Source organism: Plantibacter sp. Leaf314, from assembly GCF_001423185.1.
Taxonomy (GTDB): domain Bacteria; phylum Actinomycetota; class Actinomycetes; order Actinomycetales; family Microbacteriaceae; genus Plantibacter.
Map to the genome: position 1 here is coordinate 179013 of NZ_LMOB01000001.1, position 22733 is coordinate 201745.

22 protein-coding genes and 1 tRNA gene are annotated in these 22733 nt (G+C 68.7%); 8 read left to right on the forward strand and 15 right to left on the reverse strand.

Features of this window, described 5'->3' with window-relative positions; all coding sequences use genetic code 11:
* Positions 1–38: 38 nt before the first annotated feature.
* From mshC to ASF68_RS00875, 3 genes are all read right to left on the reverse strand, one after another.
* Positions 39–1277, reverse strand: a complete 1239-nt coding sequence (gene mshC / locus ASF68_RS00865) for a cysteine--1-D-myo-inosityl 2-amino-2-deoxy-alpha-D-glucopyranoside ligase (RefSeq protein WP_056005563.1) — start codon at positions 1275–1277, stop codon at positions 39–41.
* Complete coding sequence (locus tag ASF68_RS00870; protein WP_056005566.1) at positions 1274–2098, reverse strand: undecaprenyl-diphosphate phosphatase; 825 nt, start codon at positions 2096–2098, stop codon at positions 1274–1276. The genes mshC and ASF68_RS00870 overlap by 4 nt, the downstream gene beginning before the upstream one ends.
* Positions 2099–2233: 135 nt before the next feature.
* Entirely contained in the window at positions 2234–3553 is a 1320-nt protein-coding gene (locus ASF68_RS00875) for a M20/M25/M40 family metallo-hydrolase (protein WP_056005569.1), read from the reverse strand.
* Between the two features lie 170 nt (positions 3554–3723).
* On the opposite strand from ASF68_RS00875, the gene ASF68_RS00880 reads away from it, so the two are divergent.
* Positions 3724–3807: transfer RNA gene (locus ASF68_RS00880), tRNA-Leu, on the forward strand.
* 148 nt (positions 3808–3955) lie between these two features.
* Here the strand turns inward: ASF68_RS00880 and ASF68_RS00885 are convergent.
* Positions 3956–5773 (reverse strand): DEAD/DEAH box helicase, encoded by a 1818-nt coding sequence (locus tag ASF68_RS00885; RefSeq protein WP_056005571.1) that lies wholly within the window; start codon positions 5771–5773, stop codon positions 3956–3958.
* A 148-nt stretch (positions 5774–5921) separates the two neighbouring features.
* Between ASF68_RS00885 and ASF68_RS00890 the strand changes: the two genes are divergently transcribed.
* The gene (locus ASF68_RS00890) at positions 5922–6731 is read left to right on the forward strand and encodes an SGNH/GDSL hydrolase family protein (RefSeq protein WP_056005573.1); all 810 of its coding nucleotides are present in this window, start codon (positions 5922–5924) and stop codon (positions 6729–6731) included.
* 34 nt (positions 6732–6765) lie between these two features.
* Here the strand turns inward: ASF68_RS00890 and ASF68_RS00895 are convergent, their stop codons facing one another.
* Both ASF68_RS00895 and ASF68_RS00900 read right to left on the reverse strand, forming a co-directional pair.
* Positions 6766–8010, reverse strand: a complete 1245-nt coding sequence (locus ASF68_RS00895; RefSeq protein WP_056005576.1) for a D-alanyl-D-alanine carboxypeptidase family protein — start codon at positions 8008–8010, stop codon at positions 6766–6768.
* Positions 8011–8092: 82 nt separating this feature from the next.
* Entirely contained in the window at positions 8093–8896 is an 804-nt protein-coding gene (locus ASF68_RS00900; RefSeq protein WP_056005579.1) for an RNA methyltransferase, read from the reverse strand.
* A 138-nt stretch (positions 8897–9034) separates the two neighbouring features.
* Here ASF68_RS00900 and ASF68_RS00905 point away from each other — a divergent pair, with 138 nt between their 5' ends.
* Complete coding sequence (locus ASF68_RS00905; protein ID WP_056005582.1) at positions 9035–9937, forward strand: Sir2 family NAD-dependent protein deacetylase; 903 nt, start codon at positions 9035–9037, stop codon at positions 9935–9937.
* 3 nt (positions 9938–9940) lie between these two features.
* Here ASF68_RS00905 and ASF68_RS00910 read toward each other — a convergent pair whose 3' ends face one another.
* Positions 9941–10843 carry an alpha/beta fold hydrolase gene (locus ASF68_RS00910; protein ID WP_056005585.1) on the reverse strand — a complete coding sequence of 301 codons (903 nt, stop codon included), beginning with the start codon at positions 10841–10843 and terminating at the stop codon, positions 9941–9943.
* A gap of 103 nt (positions 10844–10946) precedes the next feature.
* Between ASF68_RS00910 and ASF68_RS00915 the strand changes: the two genes are divergently transcribed.
* Positions 10947–11720: an exonuclease domain-containing protein gene (locus ASF68_RS00915; protein WP_235526731.1), complete on the forward strand. Its 774-nt coding sequence runs from the start codon at positions 10947–10949 to the stop codon at positions 11718–11720.
* A 75-nt stretch (positions 11721–11795) separates the two neighbouring features.
* Here the strand turns inward: ASF68_RS00915 and ASF68_RS00920 are convergent, their stop codons facing one another.
* From ASF68_RS00920 to glgA, 3 genes are all read right to left on the reverse strand, one after another.
* Complete coding sequence (locus ASF68_RS00920; protein ID WP_056005588.1) at positions 11796–12044, reverse strand: type B 50S ribosomal protein L31; 249 nt, start codon at positions 12042–12044, stop codon at positions 11796–11798.
* Positions 12045–12201: 157 nt separating this feature from the next.
* Entirely contained in the window at positions 12202–13014 is an 813-nt protein-coding gene (locus ASF68_RS00925) for an ABC transporter ATP-binding protein (RefSeq protein ID WP_056005591.1), read from the reverse strand.
* 63 nt (positions 13015–13077) lie between these two features.
* Positions 13078–14259 (reverse strand): glycogen synthase, encoded by a 1182-nt coding sequence (gene glgA / locus ASF68_RS00930; RefSeq protein ID WP_056005594.1) that lies wholly within the window; start codon positions 14257–14259, stop codon positions 13078–13080.
* A 45-nt stretch (positions 14260–14304) separates the two neighbouring features.
* On the opposite strand from glgA, the gene ASF68_RS00935 reads away from it, so the two are divergent.
* On the forward strand, positions 14305–15549 hold the full coding sequence (locus ASF68_RS00935) for a glucose-1-phosphate adenylyltransferase (protein ID WP_056005597.1): 1245 nt from the start codon (positions 14305–14307) through the stop codon (positions 15547–15549).
* Entirely contained in the window at positions 15546–16262 is a 717-nt protein-coding gene (gene serB, locus ASF68_RS00940; RefSeq protein WP_082498426.1) for a phosphoserine phosphatase SerB, read from the forward strand. The genes ASF68_RS00935 and serB overlap by 4 nt, the downstream gene beginning before the upstream one ends.
* Before the next feature lie 26 nt (positions 16263–16288).
* On the opposite strand, the gene fabG is transcribed toward serB, so the two are convergent.
* A complete protein-coding gene (gene fabG / locus ASF68_RS00945; protein WP_056005603.1) occupies positions 16289–16999 on the reverse strand; it encodes a 3-oxoacyl-ACP reductase FabG in 711 nt (236 codons plus the stop codon).
* 161 nt (positions 17000–17160) lie between these two features.
* On the opposite strand from fabG, the gene ASF68_RS00950 reads away from it, so the two are divergent.
* Together ASF68_RS00950 and ASF68_RS00960 are read left to right on the forward strand one after the other, a co-directional pair.
* Positions 17161–17469, forward strand: a complete 309-nt coding sequence (locus ASF68_RS00950; protein ID WP_056005606.1) for a DUF3099 domain-containing protein — start codon at positions 17161–17163, stop codon at positions 17467–17469.
* Between the two features lie 217 nt (positions 17470–17686).
* Positions 17687–18535 (forward strand): SURF1 family protein, encoded by an 849-nt coding sequence (locus ASF68_RS00960; protein WP_056005612.1) that lies wholly within the window; start codon positions 17687–17689, stop codon positions 18533–18535.
* A 66-nt stretch (positions 18536–18601) separates the two neighbouring features.
* Here the strand turns inward: ASF68_RS00960 and abc-f are convergent, their stop codons facing one another.
* From abc-f to sufC, 4 genes are all read right to left on the reverse strand, one after another.
* Positions 18602–20200, reverse strand: a complete 1599-nt coding sequence (gene abc-f, locus ASF68_RS00965; protein ID WP_056005615.1) for a ribosomal protection-like ABC-F family protein — start codon at positions 20198–20200, stop codon at positions 18602–18604.
* 130 nt (positions 20201–20330) lie between these two features.
* Positions 20331–21497, reverse strand: a complete 1167-nt coding sequence (locus ASF68_RS00970) for a MalY/PatB family protein (RefSeq protein ID WP_056005619.1) — start codon at positions 21495–21497, stop codon at positions 20331–20333.
* A gap of 98 nt (positions 21498–21595) precedes the next feature.
* Positions 21596–21925, reverse strand: coding sequence for a metal-sulfur cluster assembly factor (locus ASF68_RS00975; protein ID WP_056005622.1), 330 nt, complete (start codon positions 21923–21925; stop codon positions 21596–21598).
* Between the two features lie 28 nt (positions 21926–21953).
* Complete coding sequence (sufC, locus tag ASF68_RS00980; protein ID WP_056005625.1) at positions 21954–22730, reverse strand: Fe-S cluster assembly ATPase SufC; 777 nt, start codon at positions 22728–22730, stop codon at positions 21954–21956.
* Positions 22731–22733 lie beyond the last annotated feature (3 nt).

A 22733-nucleotide genomic window follows, 5' to 3' on the forward strand; every position in this document is an offset into this window, starting at 1 on the left:
AGTCCCGGGTGACCGTGGTGTCGAGCGGGTGCCCGACATCAGCTCACGCCGAGCAGCGCGTCGATGGCGGAGCGCACCAGCGCGGCGTCGTCGACGCCGGTGGCCGCGGCGTCGTCGACCAGCGCGATCGCGCCCGGCGTGTCGAGGTCGTCGGCGAGCCGGACGCGGATCGCCTGCAGGAGTCCGTCCGCTGAGGCGCCGTCAACGGCGTCCGCCGCGAAGGACGAGCGCCACGTCGCGAGTCGCCCGTCGGCCCGGGTGAGGTCCTCGTCGTGCCACTCCCAGTCGCTGCGGTAGTGGTGCGCGAGGATCGCCAGCCGGATCGCCGAGGGGTCGGCGCCGTCGGCGGCCAGACGGGACACGAGGACGAGGTTGCCGAGCGACTTCGACATCTTGGTGCCCTCGTAGGCGACCATCCCCGCGTGACTGAACACCTTGGCGAGCGGCCGACCGGACAGTGCGGCCGCGTGGCCGGCGCTCAGGTCGTGGTGCGGGAAGACGAGGTCCGAGCCGCCGCCTTGGACGGTGAAGTCGGAACCGAGGTGTTCGAGGGCGATGACCGAACACTCGATGTGCCACCCCGGACGTCCTCGGCCGACGACGGAGTCCCAGCTCGGCTCGTCGGCGCGTTCCGAGCGCCAGAGCAATGGGTCGAACGCGTCGCGCTTGCCCGGTCGGTCGGGGTCTCCCCCGCGCTCCGCGAAGAAGACCGCCATCGTCGCCTCGTCGAGACCGCTCTCGGCTCCGAGGTGCCAGACGTCGTCTGCCGCGGCACGGACGTCGAAGTAGATGTCGTCACCCGCCTCGCTGTCCGGGGTGTCGACCGTGTAGGCGACGCCGCGCTCGATGAGGAGCGCGACGGCGTCGGCGATCGGTCCGATGACCTCGGTGACCGCGACGTAGTCCTCGGGCGGGAGGATGCGGAGCCGTTCCATGTCGTTCCGGAAGAGCTCCACCTGGCTCGCCGCGAGCTCGCGCCAGTCGACACCGGTCGCGTTCGCACGCTCGAGGAGCGGGTCGTCGACGTCGGTGATGTTCTGGGCGTAGTGCACCTCGTATCCGGCGTCGAGCCAGACCCGCTGCAGCGTGTCGTACGCCAGGTAGCTCGACGCGTGACCGAGGTGGGTGGCGTCGTACGGCGTGATGCCGCAGACGTACAGGCGTGCGGTTCGTTCCGCCGAGGCCTCGATGAGCCCGCCGCTCGGCGTGTCCCAGAGGCACGGTGCCGTGCCGGATCCTGGCAGCTCGGGGATGACGGGAGCGGACCAGGCCCTCATGCGGCGATCACGCCGGTGCCGAGCAGGACCAGCAGGACGACGCCGAGCACGATGCGGTAGATGACGAAGGGAAGGAAGCTGCGCTTCGAGATGTAGCTCATGAAGAAGGCGATGACGGCGAGTCCCACGACGAACGCGATGACCGTCGCGATGAGGGTCTCGACCGGGCCGTAGGGGCTCGGTTCGCCGATGCTCTTGAACACCTGGTAGAAACCGCTGCCGAAGACGGCGGGGATGGCCAGCAGGAACGCGTAGCGCGCGGCGGCGCGTCGTTCGTAGCCCATGAAGAGGCCGGCGGTGATGGTTCCGCCGGAACGGGAGACGCCGGGGATGAGTGCGAGCGCCTGGGCCCCGCCGAAGATCGCCCCGTCGCCGTACGTCAGGCTCTTCAGTCGACGCTTCTTCGCGCCGACCGCGTCGGCGACGCCGAGCAGGACACCGAAGACGATGAGCATGACGGCGACGATCCACAGCGAGCGGAACGTCGTCTCGATCTGGTCCTGGAACAGGAGACCGAGGACGACGATCGGGACGCTGCCGATGATGATGAGCCACCCCATGCGGGCGTCGGCATCGTCGCGTGGGATCTTGCCCACGAGGGCCTTGCACCAGGAGGAGATGATCCGGACGATGTCGCGCCAGAAGAACACCACGACGGCGGCCTCGGTGCCGATCTGGGTGATCGCGGTGAACGCCGCCCCAGGGTCCTTCGCGCCGGGGAGGAACTCACCCAGGATGCGCAGGTGCGCGCTCGAGGAGATCGGGAGGAATTCGGTCAGTCCTTGGACGAGTCCGAGGATGATGGCGTTGATGACGTCCACAGCGCACCTTTCTGAAGCCGTACGGCTCAGTCTGCAGCCGGATGGCTGGTGTTCGGCCGGATCCGGCGTTCGTCGGCGGGGCGGCTCCCGGAGCGCCCCGCAGCGCAGTCGGCGCGGGAGCGGTCCGTGGTTTTCTCAGTAGTCGAGGAGGAGGTCCGTGAGGACCTGCCTGCCAAACCCTAGCGCGTCGAGCGGCACCCGCTCGTCGACGCCGTGGAACATCGCAGGGAAGTCCAGGTGTTCGGGCAGCCGGAGCGGTGCGAAACCGTACCCCGTGATGCCGAGCAACGACAGCGCCTTGTTGTCGGTCCCTCCGGAGAGCATGTACGGCAGGACCGGAGCCCCGGGGTCGTGGCGTCCGAGCGTCTCCACCACCGCATCCACGAGGGGCCCGGAGAACGGCGTCTCGAGCCCGATGTCGCGATGCATCACGACGATCTCGATGTCCTCCCCCACGATCTCCGCGACGCGCGCGAGGACGTCGTCCTCCTCGCCGGGGAGGGTGCGGATGTCGACGAGTGCCTCCGCGCGGTCGGGGATCACGTTGTGCTTGTACCCCGCCTGCAGCAGGGTCGGGTTGCTGGTGGTGCGGAGGGAGGCCTGGATGAATCCGGATGCCGTCCCCGTCGCGAGGGCGAGTTCGTCCGGCCCCAACCGTTCCGGCGTGGTGCCGAGGATGTTCGCGATCTCCCGGAGCAGCTGCTCCGTGGTGTCCGTGAGACGGATGGGCCACTCGGTCCGGCCGATCGCGGCGACGGCCTCGGCGAGACGGGTCACGGCGTTGTCCTGGACGTATCGGGAGCCGTGGGCCGCGCGGCCCCTCGCGACCAGTTTGATCCAGACGAGGGCCTTCTCGGAGGTCTGCAGCAGGTAGGAGCGCCGGCCACCGAAGGTGATCGAATACCCACCGACCTCGCTGATGGCCTCCGTCGCGCCGGCGAAGAGCTCGGGTCGCTCCGTCACGAGGTGATGGGATCCGAACACGCCGCCGTTCTCCTCGTCGGAGAACATCGCCACGACGAGATCGCGTTCCGGTCGACGGCCACTGCCGAGGATCTCCCGGAGGGAGGCGAGGATCATCGCGTCCATGTTCTTCATGTCCACCGCCCCGCGCCCCCACAACAGGCCGTCCTTGATCTCGCCGCCGAACGGGTCGACGGACCAGTTCGCGGGATCGGCGGGTACCACGTCGAGGTGGCCGTGCACGACGAGCGCAGGCTTCGACGGGTTCGTTCCGGCCACTCGGGCGACGACGCTGGTGCGGCCAGGAGCCGCGTCGATCAGCTCGGGCTCGAGGCCGAGGTCCTTGAGGTACGCCTCCACGTACTCGGCGGCCTCCGTCTCACCGTTGGACCGGCCCTCGCCGTAGTTCGTGGTGTCCATGCGGATGAGGTCCCGCGCGATCCGCGTGGTCTCGTCGAGCTGGGGATCGGGTGCGTCTGAGCCGGAGGTCATGCCTCAACGCTACCCGCCGTTCCCGTCGCCTGCACGTGCGGGTCCGGGGTGCGGTGCGGTTCGGACGGCAACGCGACGGATGCCGTGAGCGACGGGGTGGTGAACAGGTGCCGAAATCCGTGCTAGAGTTTCTTCTCGTGCCCAGCGAAAGCCGGACACGATCACAACACGCGCGGGTGGCGGAAATGGCAGACGCGCTAGCTTGAGGTGCTAGTGCCCTTACGGGCGTGGGGGTTCAAGTCCCCCTTCGCGCACACCGTGTTGAGACGGCGAACGGCCGGAGCGAAAGCTCCGGCCGTTCTTGTTTTCCCGCCGGACTCCACGAGACGCCGACACCCGAGATCAACGCTTCGTGGCCGACGGATGCCTGAGGTCGTGTCCTCAGTGACCGTGCCCGAGTCGTCAGTGACCGTGCCCGAGTCGTCGTCGGAGCAGGTCGATCCGCGCCTGCAACTGCGTGACACTCGCCTGAGCCACCGCCGGACCGCCGCAGACGCGTCGGAGCTCGGCGTGCACCAATCCGTGCGGTTCCTTCGTGTGTTTCGCGTAGAGCCCGACCAGCGTGTTGAGCACCTGACGCTGCTCCTTGAGCGTGCGGTACAGGGGCGCCGGGATGTCCGCTTCGGGCTTCGGCGATCCGGCGTTCTTGTCGACGAACGCACCGCGTTTGGCCTGACGGCTCTGCCGTTGCACGAGGAGCTCATGCACCTGCTCCGGTTCGAGGAGGCCGGGGAAGCCGATGAAGTCGAACTCCTCCTCCGTGCCGGGCTGCGCGAGTTCCCCGAACTCGTCCCCGTCGAACACGACGCGGTCGAAGTGCGCGTTCGACGACACCGCCTGCCAGGTGAACTCCTCGAGGAGGGAGTCGGACGCCTTGTCCTCGCGTTCCGCGGCCGCCATCATGGCGTCCTCCGGATTGAAGAGGTCGCCCTCCGCCTCCGGGTCGCTCGGCCGGTCGAGGGCGTGGTCGCGCTCGAGTTCGAGCTTCTCCGCGAGGGCCATGAGGTTCGGGACGTTGGGCAGGAAGATGCTGGCGATCTCGCCACGGCGTCGGGCGCGCACGAACCGCCCGATGGCCTGGGCGAAGAACAGCGGTGTGGCCGAGGAGGTCGCGTACACGCCGACCGCGAGTCTCGGGACGTCGACGCCTTCGGACACCATGCGGACGGCGACCATCCAACGTTTCGTGTTCGAGGAGAAGTCGGCGATCCGGTCGCTGGCCTCCTTCTCGTCGGACAGGACGACCGTGGGCTGCTCCCCCGTCAGCTCATGCAGGATGGCGGCGTAGGCTCGCGCGGTCGTCTGGTCGGTGGCGATGACGAGTCCGCCGGCGTCCGGGACCGCCTGACGGACCTCTGACAGCCGAAGGTCGGCCGACTTCAGCACCGCCGGAATCCAGTCGCCCTGCGGGTCGAGGGCGGTCCGCCAGGCCGCCGAGGTGATGTCCTTCGTGTTCCCCTCGCCGAGCCTCGCCTCCATCTCATCGCCGGCCTTGGTGCGCCAGCGCATGTGCCCGGCGTACACCATGAACAGCACCGGGCGGACGACCCCGTCCTGGAGGGCTCGCCCGTAGCCGTAGTTGTAGTCGGTGACGGAGGTCCTGATGCCCTGATGATCGGGCTGGTACACGACGAACGGGATGGGGGCGGTGTCCGAGCGGAACGGCGTACCCGTGAGGGAGAGCCGCCGCGTCGCCCGCGAGAACGCCTCGTGGATGCCGTCGCCCCAACTGAGTGCGTCTCCCCCGTGATGGACCTCGTCGAGGATGACGAGGGTCCTGGCGGAATCGGTGGCGCGCTGGTGCACGGGCGGGTTGGCGGCGACCTGGGCGTAGGTGACGGCCACGCCGTGATAGTGGCGGCCGAACACCTGGTCGCGATTCGCGAAGTTGGGGTCGAGCCGGATGCCGACCCGACTGGCGGCCTCAGCCCACTGGCGCTTCAGGTGGTCGGTCGGTGCGACGACGGTGATGCGGTCGACGGTACCGCGGTGGAGGAGCTCGGACGCGAGTCGCAGCGCGAAGGTGGTCTTGCCTGCCCCGGGCGTCGCGGCCGCGAGGAAGTCGCGCGGTTCCGTCGTGAAGTACTGCTCGAGGGCCTCGGCCTGCCAGGCTCGAAGCTTGCTCGCCGTGCCCCACGCTGCCCGCTCCGGGAAGGCCGGGGAGAGGTGTTCGGCTGCGGACCCGCCCAGATGCTGGGGAGAAGAGATTTCCGCGTTCACTGGAGACCAATGTACCCGACAGGACCGACCCCGCCGACCATGGAGGGCGCAGCCCGGTGAGGACCGGATCTCCGACTCACGACTGATCCGCCGGCGCGGGGCCAGGCGTACCCTGGAGAGTCCAGAGGGACAGCAGGAGGAAGCACGCATGACCGAACAGCACCATCCCTGGTCGAGGTACGTCGCCATCGGCGATTCGTTCACGGAGGGGATCGGCGATCCCGAGCCGGGGGTGCCGGGCGGTCACCGCGGCTGGGCGGACCGGGTGGCCGAGGTGCTCGCTGCTCAGCACCCGGAGTTCGCCTACGCGAACCTCGCGGTCCGGGGCAAGCTCGCGCGCCAGATCCTCGACGACCAGGTCGAGCCGGCCCTCGAGCTGCATCCCGACCTCATCACGATCTCCGCGGGCGGCAACGACGTGATCCGACCGGGCACCGATCCGGACGACATCGCCAGGCGCCTCGAGCAGGCGATCATCCGGCTGCGGAGCGATGGCGCGACGGTCGTGCTGTTCACGGGTGTCGACGTCGGCTTCTCCCCCGTCTTCCGGAGCATCCGCGGCAAGGTCGCGATCTACAACGAGAACCTGCGGGCCATCGCCGCGCGTCACGGGTGCGTCATCGCCGACCAGTGGGCGCTCCAGACGATCCAGGATCCGCGCATGTGGTCGCCGGATCGCCTGCACCTGAACGCGCTCGGGCACCACGAGGTCGCCCGTCTCGTCCTCCACGCGCTCGACGTTGACAACGACCTCAAGCCCCTGCAGCCGGAGCCGCTCCCAGTGCGACGGTGGCGACAGGCGCGGACGGAGGACCTCGCCTGGGCGCGAGAGTACCTGGTGCCGTGGGTCATGCGGCGGGTGCGCCACCAGTCGTCGGGCGACCACATCAGCGCGAAGCGGCCTCTCGCCGGTCCGTTCGTCTCGGCGGCCGCTCAGGACCAGGAGCTCGACGTCTGACGCGTGTCACCGGGTCATCGGGCGACCGCGCCGGTCACGGGTTGGTCAGGCGCCACCACGGGGTGACGGGGGCGACGTCCGCGTCGAGGGCGATCGGGACCTCGATGGTCGCGGCACCGCCATCGGCGCCGGCTCCGACGGTGTAGCTGAGCGTCCCGACGGTGGATCCCGAGGCACCGGCCTCGATCGCCCGCGCGCGGGTCTCCACCGTGACCGGGGTGTCCTGCCAGACGAGGACCGAGGCGTCGGAGGCGACGACGACCTTGGCGGCTTCGCCCCAGGCCGTGTCGTACGAGCCGACCGCTGCACCCGCGGTCGCGAGCTGTACCTGGTGGAAGCCGGCGGGCACGCTCTGGAGGAGCGACACGACGGCGTCGTTCAGCACGGTGTGGTTGTCGGCACCCAGGATGACGCCGACGACGGTGACCGTCCGACCAGCGACCTGCAGGTCTGCGGAGAAGAGCAGGCATGCTCCTGACGCGTCGTCCGTGCCGGTCTTCAGGCCGGTCACGCCGTACTGTCCGAGGAGCGCGTTGGTGTTCTCGACCTCACCGATTGCCGGCAGGGTCGCCGTGGGTTCGTTGACGATGGAGGCCAGGGCGGGGTCGGCGAGGACGAGCTTGCCGATGGTCACGAGGTCGCTCGGGGTGCTGACGTTCGTCTCGCCGAGGCCGCTCGTGTTGGTGACCGTCGTGCCCGTGAGGCCTCGTGCGTCGAGCCAGGCGCGGGCCGCATCGAGATACGCGTCCACCGAACCGAACGCCCAGACGGCCAGCGAGATGCTGTAGTTGTTCGCGGACGGCAGCAGGAGGGCCTCGAGCATCTGACGCTGCGTGAAGACGGAACCGGCCACGACGGGCGCCGCCGAACCGTTCTCCGCGATGGTGTCGTAGTAGAAGCCGACGTCCGCGTCCGTCAGGGTGATCGACGGGCCCTGATCCCCCGCGGCGAGGGGCTTGGCGTCGAGGACCACGAGGGACGTGATGGTCTTCGTGATGCTGGCGATCGGGAACGGCGTCTGCTCACCGCTCGAGGTCAGGACACCGTCGAATCCGACGGCGCCGAGCGCGCCGCGCCCGAAACCGGGCCACGAGACCGGGGTGGTCGGTTGCACCAGCGTGGACGTGAGGGCTTCGGGAGCCTCCAGGGTCGCCGCAGCAGCGGGGATGGGCCTGAGGAGCGCGCCGCCGCTGTAGCCGAGGACGCCGATGACGATGGCGAGGACGCCGAAGACGGCGAGACGGCGGCGGCGATAGATCTGTCGTCTCGTGAGTGGCACCCGGTCATGGTACCGGGCATGCCTGCGCATCCCCTGCGGCGCCGTGCCGGTCGGGTGGGTGCCGATACGTCCGCGGGGACCCTCAGCGCGTACGCAGCTCCCACAGCGCGACGGCGCTGGCCGACGCGACGTTCAGCGAGTCGACGCCGTGCAGCATCGGGATGGTGACGATCGTGTCGGCGGCCGCGAGGGCGGAGGCGCTCAGCCCGTCCCCCTCGGCGCCGAGCACGATGGCGAGCCGGTCGGGCGCGGTGCGCGCGTAGGTGTCCAGGTCGACGGCGTCATCGGACAGGGCGAGCGCTGCGGTCTCGAAGCCGGCGTCGTGCAGGATGCCCGACGCGACGTCCCACTCCGGCAGACGGGTCCACGGCACCTGCAGGACCGTCCCCATGCTGACCCGGACACTCCGGCGGTACAGCGGGTCCGCGCATCGCGGGGTGATGAGCACCGCGTCGGCCCCGAGGCCGGCGACGGACCGGAAGATCGCGCCGACGTTGGTGTGGTCCACGATGTCCTCGAGGATGACCACGCGCCGGGCATCGGCGAGGAGTTCGGCAGGGTCCGCGAGCGGTGGGCGGTGCATCGCCGCGAGTGCGCCGCGGTGCAGGTGGAAGCCCGTCAGCTGTTCGAGCAGCTCGGGCTCGCCGACGAAGACCGGAACGTCGTGGTCGGCGAGGAGCGGCGCGACGTCCTCGAGCCACTTCTCCTGCAGCAACACCGAACGGGGTCGGTGACCGGCCCGGAGCGCGCGTTCCATGACCTTCGTCGACTCGGCGATGTACAGGCCGCCCGCCGGTTCGGACACGCGCCGGAGGGCGACGTCCGTCAGGCGTGCGTAGTCGTCGAGTCGTCCGTCGTCGAGATCGGTGATGCGGATGACCTGCATGGGAGACGTCCTCTCGACGCGGTGTACGAGCTCCACCTTGCCAGAGTGGGAACACGATCGAAAACGAGGCCGTTTAGACTCAGGAGCAGTGATGGCCCGGAGCGCTCCGGGCGTCGCGGACCGACGGGACGGAACAGGATGAGCACGCTGACCGCAGCAGGGGATCCCGCTGACGAGACGGCCGAAGCCGGACTCGACCGGGTGATCGCGCTGCTCGCGGACCGACGTGTCGCGTTCCTCACCGGGGCTGGCGTGAGCACGGACTCGGGGATCCCCGACTACCGCGGCCAGGGTGCGCCGGTGCGCACGCCGATGACGGTCGATCAGTTCCTCTCCAACGACGATGCCGCGCGCAAACGCTACTGGGCCGGCAGCCACCTCGGGTGGAAGCGGTTCGACGGCGCTCGCCCGAACGCAGGCCACCGGGCGATCGCGCTCCTCGAGGAGGCAGGGATCGCCGACGGCGTCATCACGCAGAACGTCGACGGACTCCACGTCCGGGCCGGCTCCCGCCGCGTCGTCGACCTGCACGGGTCGATGGACCGGGTCAGCTGCCTCTCCTGCGGGCAGAGCTATGCGCGGTCGAGCATCGCCGAACGGATGACCACCCTCAACCCGTGGCTCGACACCGAGACGGACGTCACGATCAATCCGGACGGTGACGCCGAGGTCGGGCGGGTGGACGAGATCGTCGTCCCGGTGTGCACGGTCTGCGGCGGCATGCTGAAACCGGACGTGGTCTTCTTCGGCGAGTTCATTCCGACGGAGAAGTACGCCGAGGCCGCCGCGCTCGTCAGGGGTGCGGACGCCCTGGTGATCGCCGGATCGTCGCTCGTCGTGAACTCGGGCATCCGACTGCTCGAGCTCGCGCGTCGGAAGCGACTCCCGATCGTGGTCGTCAATCGCGGGGTGACGAAGGCCGACGGCCGCGCCGACGTGAAGCTCGACGCCGGCGCGAGCGAGACCCTGACGGCGATCGCGGCACGGCTGTTGCCGGACGGGTTCACGAGTGTCGTCTCGCAGGAGGCGACCGACGCCTGAGCGTCAGCGTCGCTCCGGCTCCCCCGCCAGGAACGCGGTGAGCCGCTCGGCCGCATTGTGGGGCTCCTCGTAGTGGATCAGGTGGCCGACGGCCGGGATCACGTGGAGCTGAGCGTCCGCGAAGCGCTTCGCGAGCGCGAACTGCGCCGCCACGGGGGTGATGTCGTCGCGCTCGGCGGCGATGAGCAGGGTGCGGCTCGGGATCCGGTCGGCGTATTCGCTGACATCGTGGCTCACCGAGGCCGTGAACGACTCGAGGACGACCTCCCGGTCCGCGAAGGCGCTGAAGTACTGGTCGTGCTGGGCGTGGATCCACCGCCGGAGCACCGGGTCCTTGGTCTTCGACATCGCCACGCTCATGATCCGGACGACGCCCTTGTTGCGGAGGAAGGCGAATCCCAGGCGCTTCGGGAGCTTCGCGGACGCCCAGTAGTAGAACACCGCGAGCCTCGTCAGGACGCCTCTGGGGCCTTGGAGTGCCGGCGCGGCGATGGGATTGATGAGGACGAGGTCGTCCGGTCGGAGCCCGCCGGCGACTGCGGCGCTCGAGACGATCGAGCCGAAGGAGTGCCCGAGGAGGACGACGCGTCCGGAGAGGTCCAATTCCTCGAGGAACCGCCCCAGCCAGGCGGCGTAGCCCTCGACGGAGTGCGTGCCGTCCGGGAAGGGCGCCGAGCTGCCGAAGCCCGGGAGGTCGGGCGCGATGATGCGGAACCCGGAGAGTTGGGCGACCACCGGTTCGAGTCCGTGGTGGTCGCCACGGAACCCGTGCACCATCACGATCGTCGTCGAGGCCGCGCTGTCGCCGTAGTCCCAGAACCGGGTCTCGGCGCCGTCCACGATGAGCGAGCGCTCCTGGACGGGGATGCGGTCGAGCTGGTCGGCGTACGGTGATTCGACAGGCATCCCCTCAGTGTACGGAGTCAGGCTCCGCGTTCCCGGATGGAGCGGACCGAGCCGGTTCGGCGTGGCACGGTCCCCTGTCGGACGTGCGTCGTAGGGTGAAGGCGTGAACACGGCCGATGTGCATCCCCACTGGACGGACCGCCTCGCGGTCTTCGATCTCGAGACGACGGGGATCGAGGTGGAGACGAGTCGCATCGTGACCGCCTTCGTCGGCGTCATCGCGGCTGACGGTTCGATCGAACGGTCCTGGTCGTGGATGGCCGATCCGGGTGTCGAGATCCCCGCTCGTGCCGCCGAGATCCACGGCGTCACCACGGAACGCGCGCGGGCTGAGGGCCGGCCGTCGTCGGTCGTCGTCGGCGAGATCGTCGCCACCCTGACCGAGCTCTTCGCCGCTCACCTGCCGGTGGTCGCGTACAACGCCCCGTACGATTTCTCGCTCCTGCACTTCGAGGCGGAACGCCACGGTGTGCCTTCGATCACCGAACCGACCCCGGTCGTCGACCCGTTGATCCTCGACCGTCGCCTCGACACGTTCCGCCGCGGGAAGCGGACGCTCGAGGTCGTCGCCGCGCTCCACGGCGTCCCGCTCGAAGGGGCGCATAACGCCGGTGTGGACGCCGTCGCGGCCGGGCGGGTCGCGCAGGCCATCGGCCGCCGGTACGCCGACGCCCTCCCGACGAACGTGGACGAGCTGCACGAGGCTCAGCGGGCCTGGTCGCTCGAGCAGGCCGAGAGCTTCCAGTCCTACATGCGCCGCGTGCGCGATCCCGAGTTCGTCGCGGACGGAGGGTGGCCGATCCGCACCGGTCGTGTTGTCGCACCATCCGAGGCGCCCATCATCGTGCCGGCGGATCAGCTCCCCCTCGGCATCTGAACCCCACGATCCGGTCTGTCGACGACGAAACGCCCCGATCCGAGGATCGGGGCGTTTCGTGTACAGCGGTGTGGACTACTTGCCGAAGCCCTTGAAGCGCTGGTTGAACTTCTCGACACGGCCGGCCGAGTCCATGATGCGCTGCTTCCCCGTGTAGAACGGGTGCGACTCGGACGAGATCTCCACGTCGATCACCGGGTAGGTGACGCCGTCGAGGTCGATCGTCTTGCCGGACGAGACCGTCGAGCGCGTGAGGAACGTCGCGCCGGAGGCGAGGTCGCGGAAGACGACGGCTTCGTACGTGGGGTGGATGTCAGATTTCATCAGCAGTCCTTGTTGAGTGGATGGTGTGGGTAGTACCCGCGCTCGGAACTCCAGGCACGAGGCAGAAAGCTCTTGGCTCCGCGAGCCAAAGGTCGACTTTACCAGACTCGGCGCGCGTCTGCTCGCCGAGGGCGATCGACGCGCCGAGGTTGGGTCGTCAGACCGGTGCGACGGCGGACCGGCCGGCGCGGGTGGAACGGGCATGGAAGCGCCCGTCCTCCTCGGTCAGCTCGATCGGGAGGTCGAACGTCTCACTGAGGTGCTCTGACGTGAGGATCTCGGCGATGGGTCCAGCCGCGACGATGCCACCGTCCCGGACGAGCAGCACGTGCGTGAAGCCGACCGGGATCTCCTCGACGTGGTGCGTCACCATGATGATCGCCGGCGAGTCGTCCGCGCTCGCATAGCCGCCGAGGAGTTCGACGAGTTCTTCGCGGGTGCCGAGGTCGAGGCTCGCCGCAGGCTCGTCCAGGAGGAGCAGTTCGGGGTCCGTCATGATCGCCCGGGCGATCTGGACACGCTTCTGTTCGCCGTCGCTGAGCGTGCCGAAGCGACGGTCGGCGAGGTGGTCGAGCTTCCATTCGGCGAGCACCCGGGACGCACGCTTCACGTCGATGTCCTCGTACTGCTCGACCCAGCGTCCCGTGACGGAGTAGGCGGCCGTCAGGACCACGTCGAGGACGGTCTCCTCCGGCGGCACCCGCTTCGCGAGCGCCGACGAGGCGAACCCGATGCGGGGACGCAACTCGAAGACGTCGACGCGACCGAGGGTCTCGTCGAGGACCGACACCGTTCCCTTCGAGGGATGGATGAGCGTCGCGGCCAGCTGCAGGAGTGTCGTCTTCCCGGCGCCGTTCGGGCCGAGGACGATCCATCGCTGGTCGCCCGTCACCGTCCAGTCGACACCGTCGAGGATGGGGTTGAGATTGCGGACCACGGACACATCGGAGAACTGCAACACGCTCGGCATGGTCCTAGCCTATCCGGACCAGGTCCCCGCACGTCGCCCTCCGGGGCGTACCCGGGAAGCGGTTCAGACGAGGCTGCGGTACAGCTCCGCCGTCTGGGAGGCGATCCGCGACCAGCTGAAATCGGACTCCGCTCGGCGACGTCCTGCCGCCCCGTACGCCCTCGCCTGCGCCGGATCCTGGACGACCTCCGTGAGGGTGGCGGCGAGGTCGGCGACGAAGCGCTCGGGGTCGAGCGGGGTCCCGGTGCCGTCGGACGCCTGCGCGAGGGGGACGATCCGGCCCGTGACGCCGTCCTGGACGACCTCCGGGATGCCGCCGGTCCCGGTCCCGACGACCGCGGCCCCACAGGCCATGGCCTCGAGGTTCACGATGCCGAGCGGCTCGTAGATCGACGGGCACACGAAGGTGGTCGCGGCGGTGAGCACGGTGCAGAGCTCGTGGCGCGGGAGCAGTCGTTCGATCCAGACGACCCCGGTGCGCTCCTGCTGCAGCTCCTCGACGAGTCCCTTGACCTCGGCGAGGATCTCGGGGGTGTCGGGAGCGCCGGCGCACAGGATGAGCTGGACGTCGGGCGGCAGCAGACGGGCCGCTCGAAGCAGGTACGGCAGCCCCTTCTGCCGGGTGATCCGGCCGACGAAGACGACGGACGGACGCGACGGGTCGATGCCGAGGGACTGCAGCAGGTCATCGTCGACCCGAGGCTGCCAGTCGGTGAGGTCGACGCCGTTGTAGATGACCTGCACCTTGGCCGGGTCGAGGCTCGGGTAGGACCGCAGGATGTCCCGTCGCATGCCGTCACTGACCGCGACGACGGCCGCGGCCCCTTCGTAGGCGGACTGCTCGATCCAGCTCGACACGCGGTACCCGCCACCGAGCTGTTCGGCCTTCCAAGGCCGCAGCGGTTCCAGGCTGTGCGCGGTGACGACGTGCGGGATGCCGTGCAGGAGGGAGGCGAGATGCCCGGCACCGTTCGCGTACCAGGTGTGCGAGTGCACGAGGTCGGCCCCCGCGACGTCCTGGGCGATGAGGAGGTCCGTCCCAAGGGTGGTGAGCGATCCGTTGGCGCCCTGGAGTTCGGCCGGCACGCCGTAGGCGACCGTGTCGGCCTCGTCGCGCGGGGCGCCGAAGCAGCGGACGGTCACGTCGATGTCGCTGCGGAGGGATTTCACCAACTCCGCGACGTGGACACCTGCTCCGCCGTAGATCTCCGGCGGGTACTCCTTTGTCACAAGATCAACTCGCATGTCTAGACGCTAGTACAGGTCACCTCCGGCATCTATTCTGAAGCCATGGCCGCCTCAAAGAAGATTTTCGGAATCGTCCTCGCTGGTGGGGAAGGGAAGCGGTTGATGCCGCTGACCGCGGACCGCGCGAAACCGGCCGTACCGTTCGGCGGGCAGTACCGTCTGATCGACTTCGCGCTGTCCAACCTCATCAACTCGGGACTCACCCAGATCGTCGTCCTCACCCAGTACAAGTCCCACAGCCTTGACCGCCACGTCTCGCAGACGTGGCGTCTCTCGGGGTTGCTCGACTCCTATGTCGCATCCGTGCCGGCGCAGCAGCGCCTCGGGAAGCGTTGGTTCAGCGGCTCCGCCGACGCCATCCTGCAGAGCCTCAACCTCATCCGCGACGAGAAGCCCGACATCGTCGTGGTCGTCGGTGCGGACCACGTGTACCGCATGGACTTCGCGCAGATGATCGAGGCGCACATCCAGTCCGGGAAGAAGGCCACCGTCGCGGCGATCCGTCAGCCGATCTCCCTCTCGGACCAGTTCGGCGTCATCGACGTGGACGCTGACGACCCCACGACGATCGCGCGCTTCCTCGAGAAGCCCCTCGACGCACCCGGCCTGCCGGACTCCCCCGGTGAGGTGCTCGCCTCCATGGGCAACTACGTGTTCGACGCGGACGCGTTGATGCAGGCGGTCATCGACGACGGTGAGGTGACGAGTTCGAACCACGACATGGGTGGCGACATCGTCCCGTACTTCGTCGATCGCGGTGAAGCCGGCGTGTACGACCTCCAGCGGAACGACGTACCGGGCTCCACCGACCGCGACCGCTACTACTGGCGCGACGTGGGGACGATCGAGTCCTTCTACGAGGCGCACCAGGACCTCATCTCGACGCTCCCCATCTTCAACCTCTACAACCGGGACTGGCCGATCTTCAGCTCGCAGTTGAACTCGCCGCCGGCCAAGTTCGTGCGGGATGCGAAGGGCAACCTCGGCCAGACCATCGACTCGATCGTCTCGCTCGGGTCGCTGCTGTCCGGAGCGCACATCGAGCGCAGTGTCCTCGGGCCCTGGGCGCTCGTGGAGTCGGGCGCTCACGTCTCGGACTCCGTGGTGTTCGACAAGGTCCACATCGAACCGGACGCCGTCGTCAAGCGGGCTATCCTGGACAAGGATGTGGTGGTCACCTCCGGCGCGAGCGTCGGTGTCGACCACGACCGGGACCGCGCTCGCGGATTCACCGTCACCGAGTCCGGTCTCACCGTGGTTGGCAAGGGAGTACGCGTCGTTCCATGAGTACCGATCGTTCGGCAGTGGCGGATCCCGAGGCAGCACTCCCCCCACAGGCCGGACGAGGCGTCCGGTTCCTCGCGGTCCTGGACGCCGACTCGACGCTCATCGAGAACGAGGTGATCGAACTCCTCGCCGAGGAGGTCGGCAGTCTTCCCGAGGTCGCTGCGATCACGGAGCGGGCGATGCGAGGCGAGCTCGACTTCGCCGACAGCCTCCGGGCGCGGGTGGCGACGCTCGCCGGCCTGCGGGTGGACCGCATCCCCGTGATCGCCCGGCGGATCCGCACCACCCGCGGGCTCGAGCGGCTCATCGACGGGCTGCACGCGCACGGATCGACGATCGGTGTGGTCTCCGGCGGATTCCATGAACTCCTCGATCCGCTCGCAGCGACCCTCGGCCTCGACCATGTGCGGGCGAACCGGCTCGAGACGGCCGACGGTCGACTGACCGGCGGGCTCAGCGGGCCGATCATCGACGCAGCGGCCAAGGCGGATGCGTTGCAGGAGTGGGCCGCCCTCGACGACGTGCCGCTGGTTCGGACCATCGCGGTCGGCGACGGCGCAAACGATCTCGCCATGATGGAGGTCGCGGGCCTCTCGGTCGCCTTCAACGCGAAGCCGATCGTGCGTCGGCACGCGGACGTCGTCGCAGGCAGGGTCGACCTCGGCGACGTCCTGCCGCTCCTCGGCCTCGAGAGCGGGCCTCAGCGCCGCTGAGTCGACCCCGGGTGTTCGACCTCGGGTTAGTGCCCCATGCCGAGGCCACCGTCGACCGGGATGACCGCCCCGGAGATGTACCCGGCGTCATCGCCGGCGATCCAGGTGACGACCTTGGCGACCTCGTTCGCGCTCGCGAACCGGGCGGCGGGGATGCTCTTCTTGTACTCGGCCTGCGTCTCGGCCGGCAGCTCGGCGGTCATGTCCGTCTCGATGAAGCCGGGCGCGATGACGTTCGCCGTGATCCCGCGTGCACCGAGTTCACGGGTGATGGAGCGCGCCATGCCGACGAGGCCGCTCTTCGAGGCGGCGTAATTGACCTGGCCGGCGGAACCGTAGAGGCCGACGACACTCGAGATGAGCACGATGCGCCCGAACCGCGCCTTGAGCATGCCTTTCGACGCTCGCTTGACGACCCGGAAGGAACCACCCAGGTTCGTGTCGACCACCCGGTCGAAGTCCTCCTCGGTCATCCGCATGAGCAGGGTGTCCTTCGTGATGCCCGCATTGGCCACGAGCACCTCGACGGGACCGAGCTGGGCTTCGATCTCGGTGAAGGCCGCGTCCACCGAGGCGGCGTCCGTGACGTCCGCGCGGACCGTCAGCGTGCCGGCCGGTCCCTCGCCCGACCGCGCGGTCACGGCCACCCGGTGACCCTGCGCGACGAACTCCTCGGCGATGGCGAAGCCGATCCCCCGGTTGCCTCCGGTGACGAGGACGGTGCGTGGTGCGGTCATGGTCGATTCCTCTCCTGCGGCGGGACGGACCGATTCGAGCGGCGGCCGTCGAGGTCCGTGACGCTCCGGCCGCGGACCCGTACCAGCATATGGTGGTCTCCGGTTCCTCCCGGTCACTTCAGGGCATCGAGCGCCCGTCGAGAGCGTAGGCTGAGACTGGCATGAAGCAGCAGAGCATCACCTCACTCCCACCGGCGCCCGATCAGGAACGCCGGCAGCGGCTCATCAAGTACTCGATCACCATGGGTGTCCGGTTGCTTTGCCTCGCCGCGCTCCCATTCGTGCAGGGCGGTTGGATGTTCGTGGTCGCGGCCGGCGCCATCTTCCTCCCGTACATCGCCGTGATCATCGCGAACGCCGGTTCGCTGCCGTCGCAGGGCGAGATCGAACGCCCCAGTGGTGTCGTGGTGTCCCAGCGGCCGAACATCGTCGACGACTCCGTCCCTCCCCGCCCGGCCGACCAGGCATGATCGGGTTCGGAGCCGAGCCCGACGGGGTGATCTGTTCTCGCGCCGGGTGCCGTGCAGTGGCGGACTGGCGGATCGACTGGCGGAATCCGAAGATCCACACCGGAGACCGCGTGAAGACCTGGACCGCCTGCGAGGAGCACGTCGACTTCCTGGAAGCCTTCCTCGAGGCCCGCTCCTTCCCGCTCGAGCGGGTGCGCCTCGCCCCGGTGGTGGGATCATGAGCGCCGGATGGCGCTTCGCCTTCAGCCGGCGCTGGCTCGGATACCTGGGCGTCGCCATCGTCTTCGCCGTCGTCTGCGTGCTCCTCTCCAACTGGCAGCTCGCACGCGCGAGCGAGAAGGAGGAAGAGGTCCAGCGCATCGCCACCAACTGGGACGCGACCCCGATCCCGCTCGACGAGGCACTCCCATCGCTCGACTCCTTCAGCGTCGCCGACGAATGGCACCCGGTGTCGATGAGCGGAACCTACCTGACGGACGAGCAGTTGCTCGTCCGCAACCGTCCCCGGAACAACCAGGCGGGCTTCGACGTCCTCACGCCGCTCCGACTGGCCAACGGCGACGTCTTCATCGTCGATCGCGGCTGGGTCCCGGCGGGCGACACGCTCGACGCACCGGAGTCGATTCCCGCTCCCCCGTCCGGAGAGGTCTCGGTCGTCGTCCGGATCCGGCCGGGCGAGCCGACCCTCCCGGGCCGCGGTGCCGCCGACGGCCAGGTGGCGACGATCAACCTCCCCCAGATCGCCGAACTCCGCGGTGAGACGGTCTACACGGGCGCGTACGGGATGCTGCTCTCGGAGCGCCCGGCGCCCGCGGAGGCGGCGCCCCTCGGCCCGATCAAACCCGAGCCGAACGAGGGCATGCACCTGTCCTACGCGCTGCAGTGGGTCGTGTTCGCGCTGATGGGCTTCATCTTCCTCGCCTACGCGATCCGCCAGGAGTACCGCATCCTGAACTCGGACGACCCGAAGGAGCAGCGGCGGGCGGCCGCGCGCGCCGAACGCCTCGCCAACAAGGCGAGGTCCGACGCCGACATCGAGGACGAGATCCTCGAGTCGCGTCGCTGACCCACGCCGCCCACCGGATTCACCGGGCGGCCGAGCCGGGCCCGTGATGCACACGGGCCCAGCGCGTCAGGCCAGACTGACGAGGTCCTGGTAGTCCTTGTTCCAGTGGTCCTCGACGCCGTCGGGCAGGATGAGGACCCGTTCCGGGTTCAATGCCTCGACCGCTCCCTCGTCGTGGCTGACGAGTACGACCGCGCCCTCGTAGTGGGCGAGCGCGTCGAGGATCTCCAGCCGGCTGGCCGGGTCGAGGTTGTTGGTCGGTTCGTCGAGCAGGAGCATGTTCGCTCCCGAGACGACGATCATCGCGAGGGCGAGTCGCGTCTTCTCACCACCGGAGAGCACCCCCGCGAGCTTGTTGGAGTCGTCGCCGGTGAACAGGAACGAACCGAGCACCTTGCGCGCTTCCATCTCGGTGATGTTCGGCGACGAGGAGACCATGTTCTCCAGGACGCTGCGCTTGACGTCGATCGTCTCGTGTTCCTGGGCGTAGTAGCCGATCCGCAGCCCGTGACCGGGCTCGAGCTGACCGGTGTCGGGCTGGTCCACACCGGCCAGGATCCGCAGCAGCGTGGTCTTGCCCGCACCGTTGAACCCGAGGATTACGACCTTCGATCCGCGGTCGATCGCGAGGTCGACCGCCGTGAAGATCTCGAGTGATCCGTAGCTCTTCGACAGGTTGCTCGCCATGAGCGGCGTGCGGCCGCAGGGGGCCGGGGTCGGGAACCGCAGCTTCGCGACGCGATCCTGGGCGCGGACCTCCTCGAGGCCGGAGAGCATCCGCTCAGCGCGTGCGACCATCTGGTGCGCCGCGGCCGCCTTGCTGGCCTTCGCACCGAACTTGGCCGCCTGGAGCTGGAGCGCGGTCGCCTTCTTCTCGACGTTGGTGCGCTCCTTCTTCCGGCGCTCCTCGTCGGCCTCGCGCTGCCGCTGGTAGTTCTTCCAATTCATGTTGTAGATGTCGATGACGGTGCGGTTCGCATCGAGGTAGAAGACCCGGTTGACCGTCTCCCCCACGAGCTCGATGTCGTGCGAGATCACGATGAACCCGCCCTTGTACTGCTTGAGGAACTCCCGCAGCCACACGACCGAGTCGGCGTCCAGGTGGTTGGTCGGCTCGTCGAGGATGAGCGTCTCGGCGTCGGAGAAGAGGATGCGCGCGAGTTCGATGCGGCGGCGCTGTCCTCCGGAGAGCGTCTTCAGCTGCTGGTCGAGGATGCGGTCGGGCAGATTCAGGTTCGACGCGATCGACGCGGCTTCGGCCTCGGCGGCGTATCCCCCGAGGGCGTTGAACCGGTCCGTGAGGTTGCCGTACTTCTTCATGGCGGCTTCGGCGACCTTTGGGTCGTCGCTCGCCATGGCCATGCTCGACTCGTGCATGCCGAGCGCGAGCTGGCCGAGGCCGCGGGCGTCGAGGATGCGGGTGCGGGCGAGGTCCTCGGGGTTGCCGGAACGCGGATCCTGCGGGAGGTAGCCGATCTCCCCGCCACGATCGATCTTGCCGTTGGTCGGCAGGGTCTCGCCGGCCAGGGTCTTGGTCAGGGTGGTCTTCCCGGCGCCGTTGCGGCCGACGAGGCCGATCTTGTCGCCGGCGGACACGCGGAAGTTCACGTGCTCCATGAGCACGCGTGCCCCCACGCGGATCTCGAGGTCGTGCACACTCAGCACAGGCATGGTCCATTTCTTCAGGTGCGTTTCGACAACGCGGGGGGTGGGGGTCAACTTCCCAGTATAAATCGTGAAATCGATGCTCGGCACCGCGGCCGTCTCGCGTGCGTCCGAGGGCGCCCGTTCGGACTCAGCGCAGCGCCGAGATCCGTCGGATGGCCTCGGTCAGCAGCTCCGGCGAACAGGCGAGGTTCAACCGTGCATGGCCGGCGCCGGACGGACCGAACGGCGCTCCCTCCTGCAGAGCGACCTTCGCCACCCGCAGGATGTGACGGGCGGGCGGTTCCGACCAACCGAGAGTGGAGCAGTCGAGCCAGGCCAGATAGCCGGCGGCGGGCATGCGGTAACCGATCTCCGGGAGCTCGGCGCTCAGGAGGTCACCCAGCAGGCGTCGATTCCCATCGATGAGACCCAGAAGGCCGTCGAGCCACGGTTCCCCGGATTCGAACGCCGCGATCGAGGCCAGCACGCCGAACTGACCGGTGCGCCAGAAGACCTCGACCGGCATACCGGCGATCACGCTCCGCGGACCGGCACCAGCCGTCACCATGACCGCGCACTTCAGGCCTGCCAGATTCCAGGCCTTGCTCGCTGACAGGACGGCGTATCCGTTCGCCGCAGCCTCCTCCGAGACACTCAGGTAAGGGACGAACCGCTCGCCGGGCTGCGTGAGCGGCGCGTGGATCTCATCGCTCACCACCACGACCCCGTAGCGGGCGGCGAGCGAGGCGACGGAGCGGAGTTCCTCGACCGTGTGCGGGCGCCCGATCGGGTTGTGCGGGTTGCAGAGCAGGAAGGCCTTCGCGCCGTCACGGAACGCGGTCTCCAGGGCATCGAGATCGAGGCGGAGCCCACCGGCCGGGTCCTCCCGACGACTCGAACCGCGCAGCGGCACGTCGGCGACGACCCCACCGGCCTCGGCGACGAGGTCGAAGAATGGCGGGTACACCGGGGACGTGACGACGACCCGTTCCCCCGGGGTGATGACACGACGGAGGATCTCCACGATGCCCATGCTGACGTCGGCGGTGGTGAAGACGGATCCGGGGTCCACCTCCCACCCCCAGCGTCGTGACGCGAAGTCGGCGAACGCCTCGGGAAGTCGCGTGCGGCTCGCCACGTATCCGGCGTCCCCGCGATCGATCGCAGCGTGGAGTGCGGCGCGGATCACGGGCGCGAGCGGGACGTCCATCTCCGCGACGAACATCGGCAGGACGTCGTCCGGGTACTCGGACCACTTCTCGCTCGTCCGGGTGCGGAGCAGGTCGAGGGGGTCGGCGGAAACGGTCTCGGTCATGGCTCGACCCTATCCGCGGTCGGCGCGTCGGGCACAACCGCCGCGAACGACGACGACGGACGGCTGGAACACAGCCGTCCGTCGTCGTGGAGGATCGATCAGATCGAGAAGCCGAGGGCTCGCATCATGTCGCGGCCGTCGTCCGTGATCCGCTCGGGACCCCACGGCGGCATCCAGACCCAGTTGATGCGGAACGCGTCGACGATCCCGTCGAGCGCCTGACCGGTCTGTTCCTCCAGCACGTCCGTGAGCGGACAGCCGGCGGAGGTCAGGGTCATGTGGATGATGAGCGCGTCGTTCTCGTCATCCCAACCGAGATCGTAGATGAGACCGAGGTCGACCACGTTCACCCCGAGCTCGGGGTCCATGACGTCCTTGAGTGCTTCTTCGACCTCGTCGAATCGTTGCGGACTGAGCGTTGTTACCATGTCGTTATCTTAGACCGCCTTCGCGGACTCAGGCGCCTTCCGGAGCCACGACGGCGTCGACGAGGAAGCGGTCGTACCCTTCGTTCTCGAGTCGGTCGGCGAGCTCGGGACCGCCCTGTTCGGCGATCTTGCCGGCGACGAAGACGTGCACGAAGTCCGGCTTGATGTAGCGGAGGATGCGCGTGTAGTGCGTGATGAGCAAGACGCCGAGACCGGTGTTCTCCTTGGCGCGGTTGACGCCCTCGGAGACGATCTTGAGCGCGTCGACGTCGAGACCGGAGTCGGTCTCGTCGAGGACGGCGAACTGCGGCTTGAGCAGCTCGAGCTGCAGGATCTCGTGGCGCTTCTTCTCGCCGCCCGAGAAGCCCTCGTTCACGTTCCGCTCGGCGAAGGCCGGCTCCATGCGCAGGTTGCTCATCGACTCGCGGACGTCCTTGATCCAGCCACGGATGGCCGGTGCCTCGCCGTCGACCGCGGTCTTCGCGGTGCGGAGGAAGTTGGTGACCGTGACACCGGGGATCTCGACCGGGTACTGCATGGCCAGGAAGAGTCCGGCGCGCGCACGCTCGTCGACGCTCATCGCGAGGACGTCCTCACCGTCGAGGGTGATCGAGCCGCTGTCGACGGTGTACTTCGGGTGACCGGCGATCGTGTACGCGAGCGTCGACTTGCCCGAGCCGTTGGGACCCATGATGGCGTGCGTCTCGCCCTTGCGGATGGTGAGGTCGACGCCACGCAGGATCGGCTTCGTGCCCTGTTCGGTTTCGACACTGACGTGCAGGTCGCGGATTTCGAGGACTGACATGGT

Excerpts from the sequence above, each read along its gene's own strand:
- mshC (WP_056005563.1), bottom strand. The coding sequence starts at position 1,277 with ATGAGGGCCTGGTCCGCTCCCGTCATCCCCGAGCTGCCAGGATCCGGC.
- ASF68_RS00875 (WP_056005569.1), bottom strand. The coding sequence starts at position 3,553 with ATGACCTCCGGCTCAGACGCACCCGATCCCCAGCTCGACGAGACCACG.
- ASF68_RS00890 (WP_056005573.1), top strand. The coding sequence starts at position 5,922 with ATGACCGAACAGCACCATCCCTGGTCGAGGTACGTCGCCATCGGCGAT.
- ASF68_RS00900 (WP_056005579.1), bottom strand. The coding sequence starts at position 8,896 with ATGCAGGTCATCCGCATCACCGATCTCGACGACGGACGACTCGACGAC.
- ASF68_RS00905 (WP_056005582.1), top strand. The coding sequence starts at position 9,035 with ATGAGCACGCTGACCGCAGCAGGGGATCCCGCTGACGAGACGGCCGAA.
- ASF68_RS00910 (WP_056005585.1), bottom strand. The coding sequence starts at position 10,843 with ATGCCTGTCGAATCACCGTACGCCGACCAGCTCGACCGCATCCCCGTC.
- ASF68_RS00920 (WP_056005588.1), bottom strand. The coding sequence starts at position 12,044 with ATGAAATCTGACATCCACCCCACGTACGAAGCCGTCGTCTTCCGCGAC.
- ASF68_RS00925 (WP_056005591.1), bottom strand. The coding sequence starts at position 13,014 with ATGCCGAGCGTGTTGCAGTTCTCCGATGTGTCCGTGGTCCGCAATCTC.
- glgA (WP_056005594.1), bottom strand. The coding sequence starts at position 14,259 with ATGCGAGTTGATCTTGTGACAAAGGAGTACCCGCCGGAGATCTACGGC.
- ASF68_RS00935 (WP_056005597.1), top strand. The coding sequence starts at position 14,305 with ATGGCCGCCTCAAAGAAGATTTTCGGAATCGTCCTCGCTGGTGGGGAA.
- serB (WP_082498426.1), top strand. The coding sequence starts at position 15,546 with ATGAGTACCGATCGTTCGGCAGTGGCGGATCCCGAGGCAGCACTCCCC.
- fabG (WP_056005603.1), bottom strand. The coding sequence starts at position 16,999 with ATGACCGCACCACGCACCGTCCTCGTCACCGGAGGCAACCGGGGGATC.
- ASF68_RS00950 (WP_056005606.1), top strand. The coding sequence starts at position 17,161 with ATGAAGCAGCAGAGCATCACCTCACTCCCACCGGCGCCCGATCAGGAA.
- ASF68_RS00960 (WP_056005612.1), top strand. The coding sequence starts at position 17,687 with ATGAGCGCCGGATGGCGCTTCGCCTTCAGCCGGCGCTGGCTCGGATAC.
- ASF68_RS00970 (WP_056005619.1), bottom strand. The coding sequence starts at position 21,497 with ATGACCGAGACCGTTTCCGCCGACCCCCTCGACCTGCTCCGCACCCGG.
- ASF68_RS00975 (WP_056005622.1), bottom strand. The coding sequence starts at position 21,925 with ATGGTAACAACGCTCAGTCCGCAACGATTCGACGAGGTCGAAGAAGCA.
- sufC (WP_056005625.1), bottom strand. The coding sequence starts at position 22,730 with ATGTCAGTCCTCGAAATCCGCGACCTGCACGTCAGTGTCGAAACCGAA.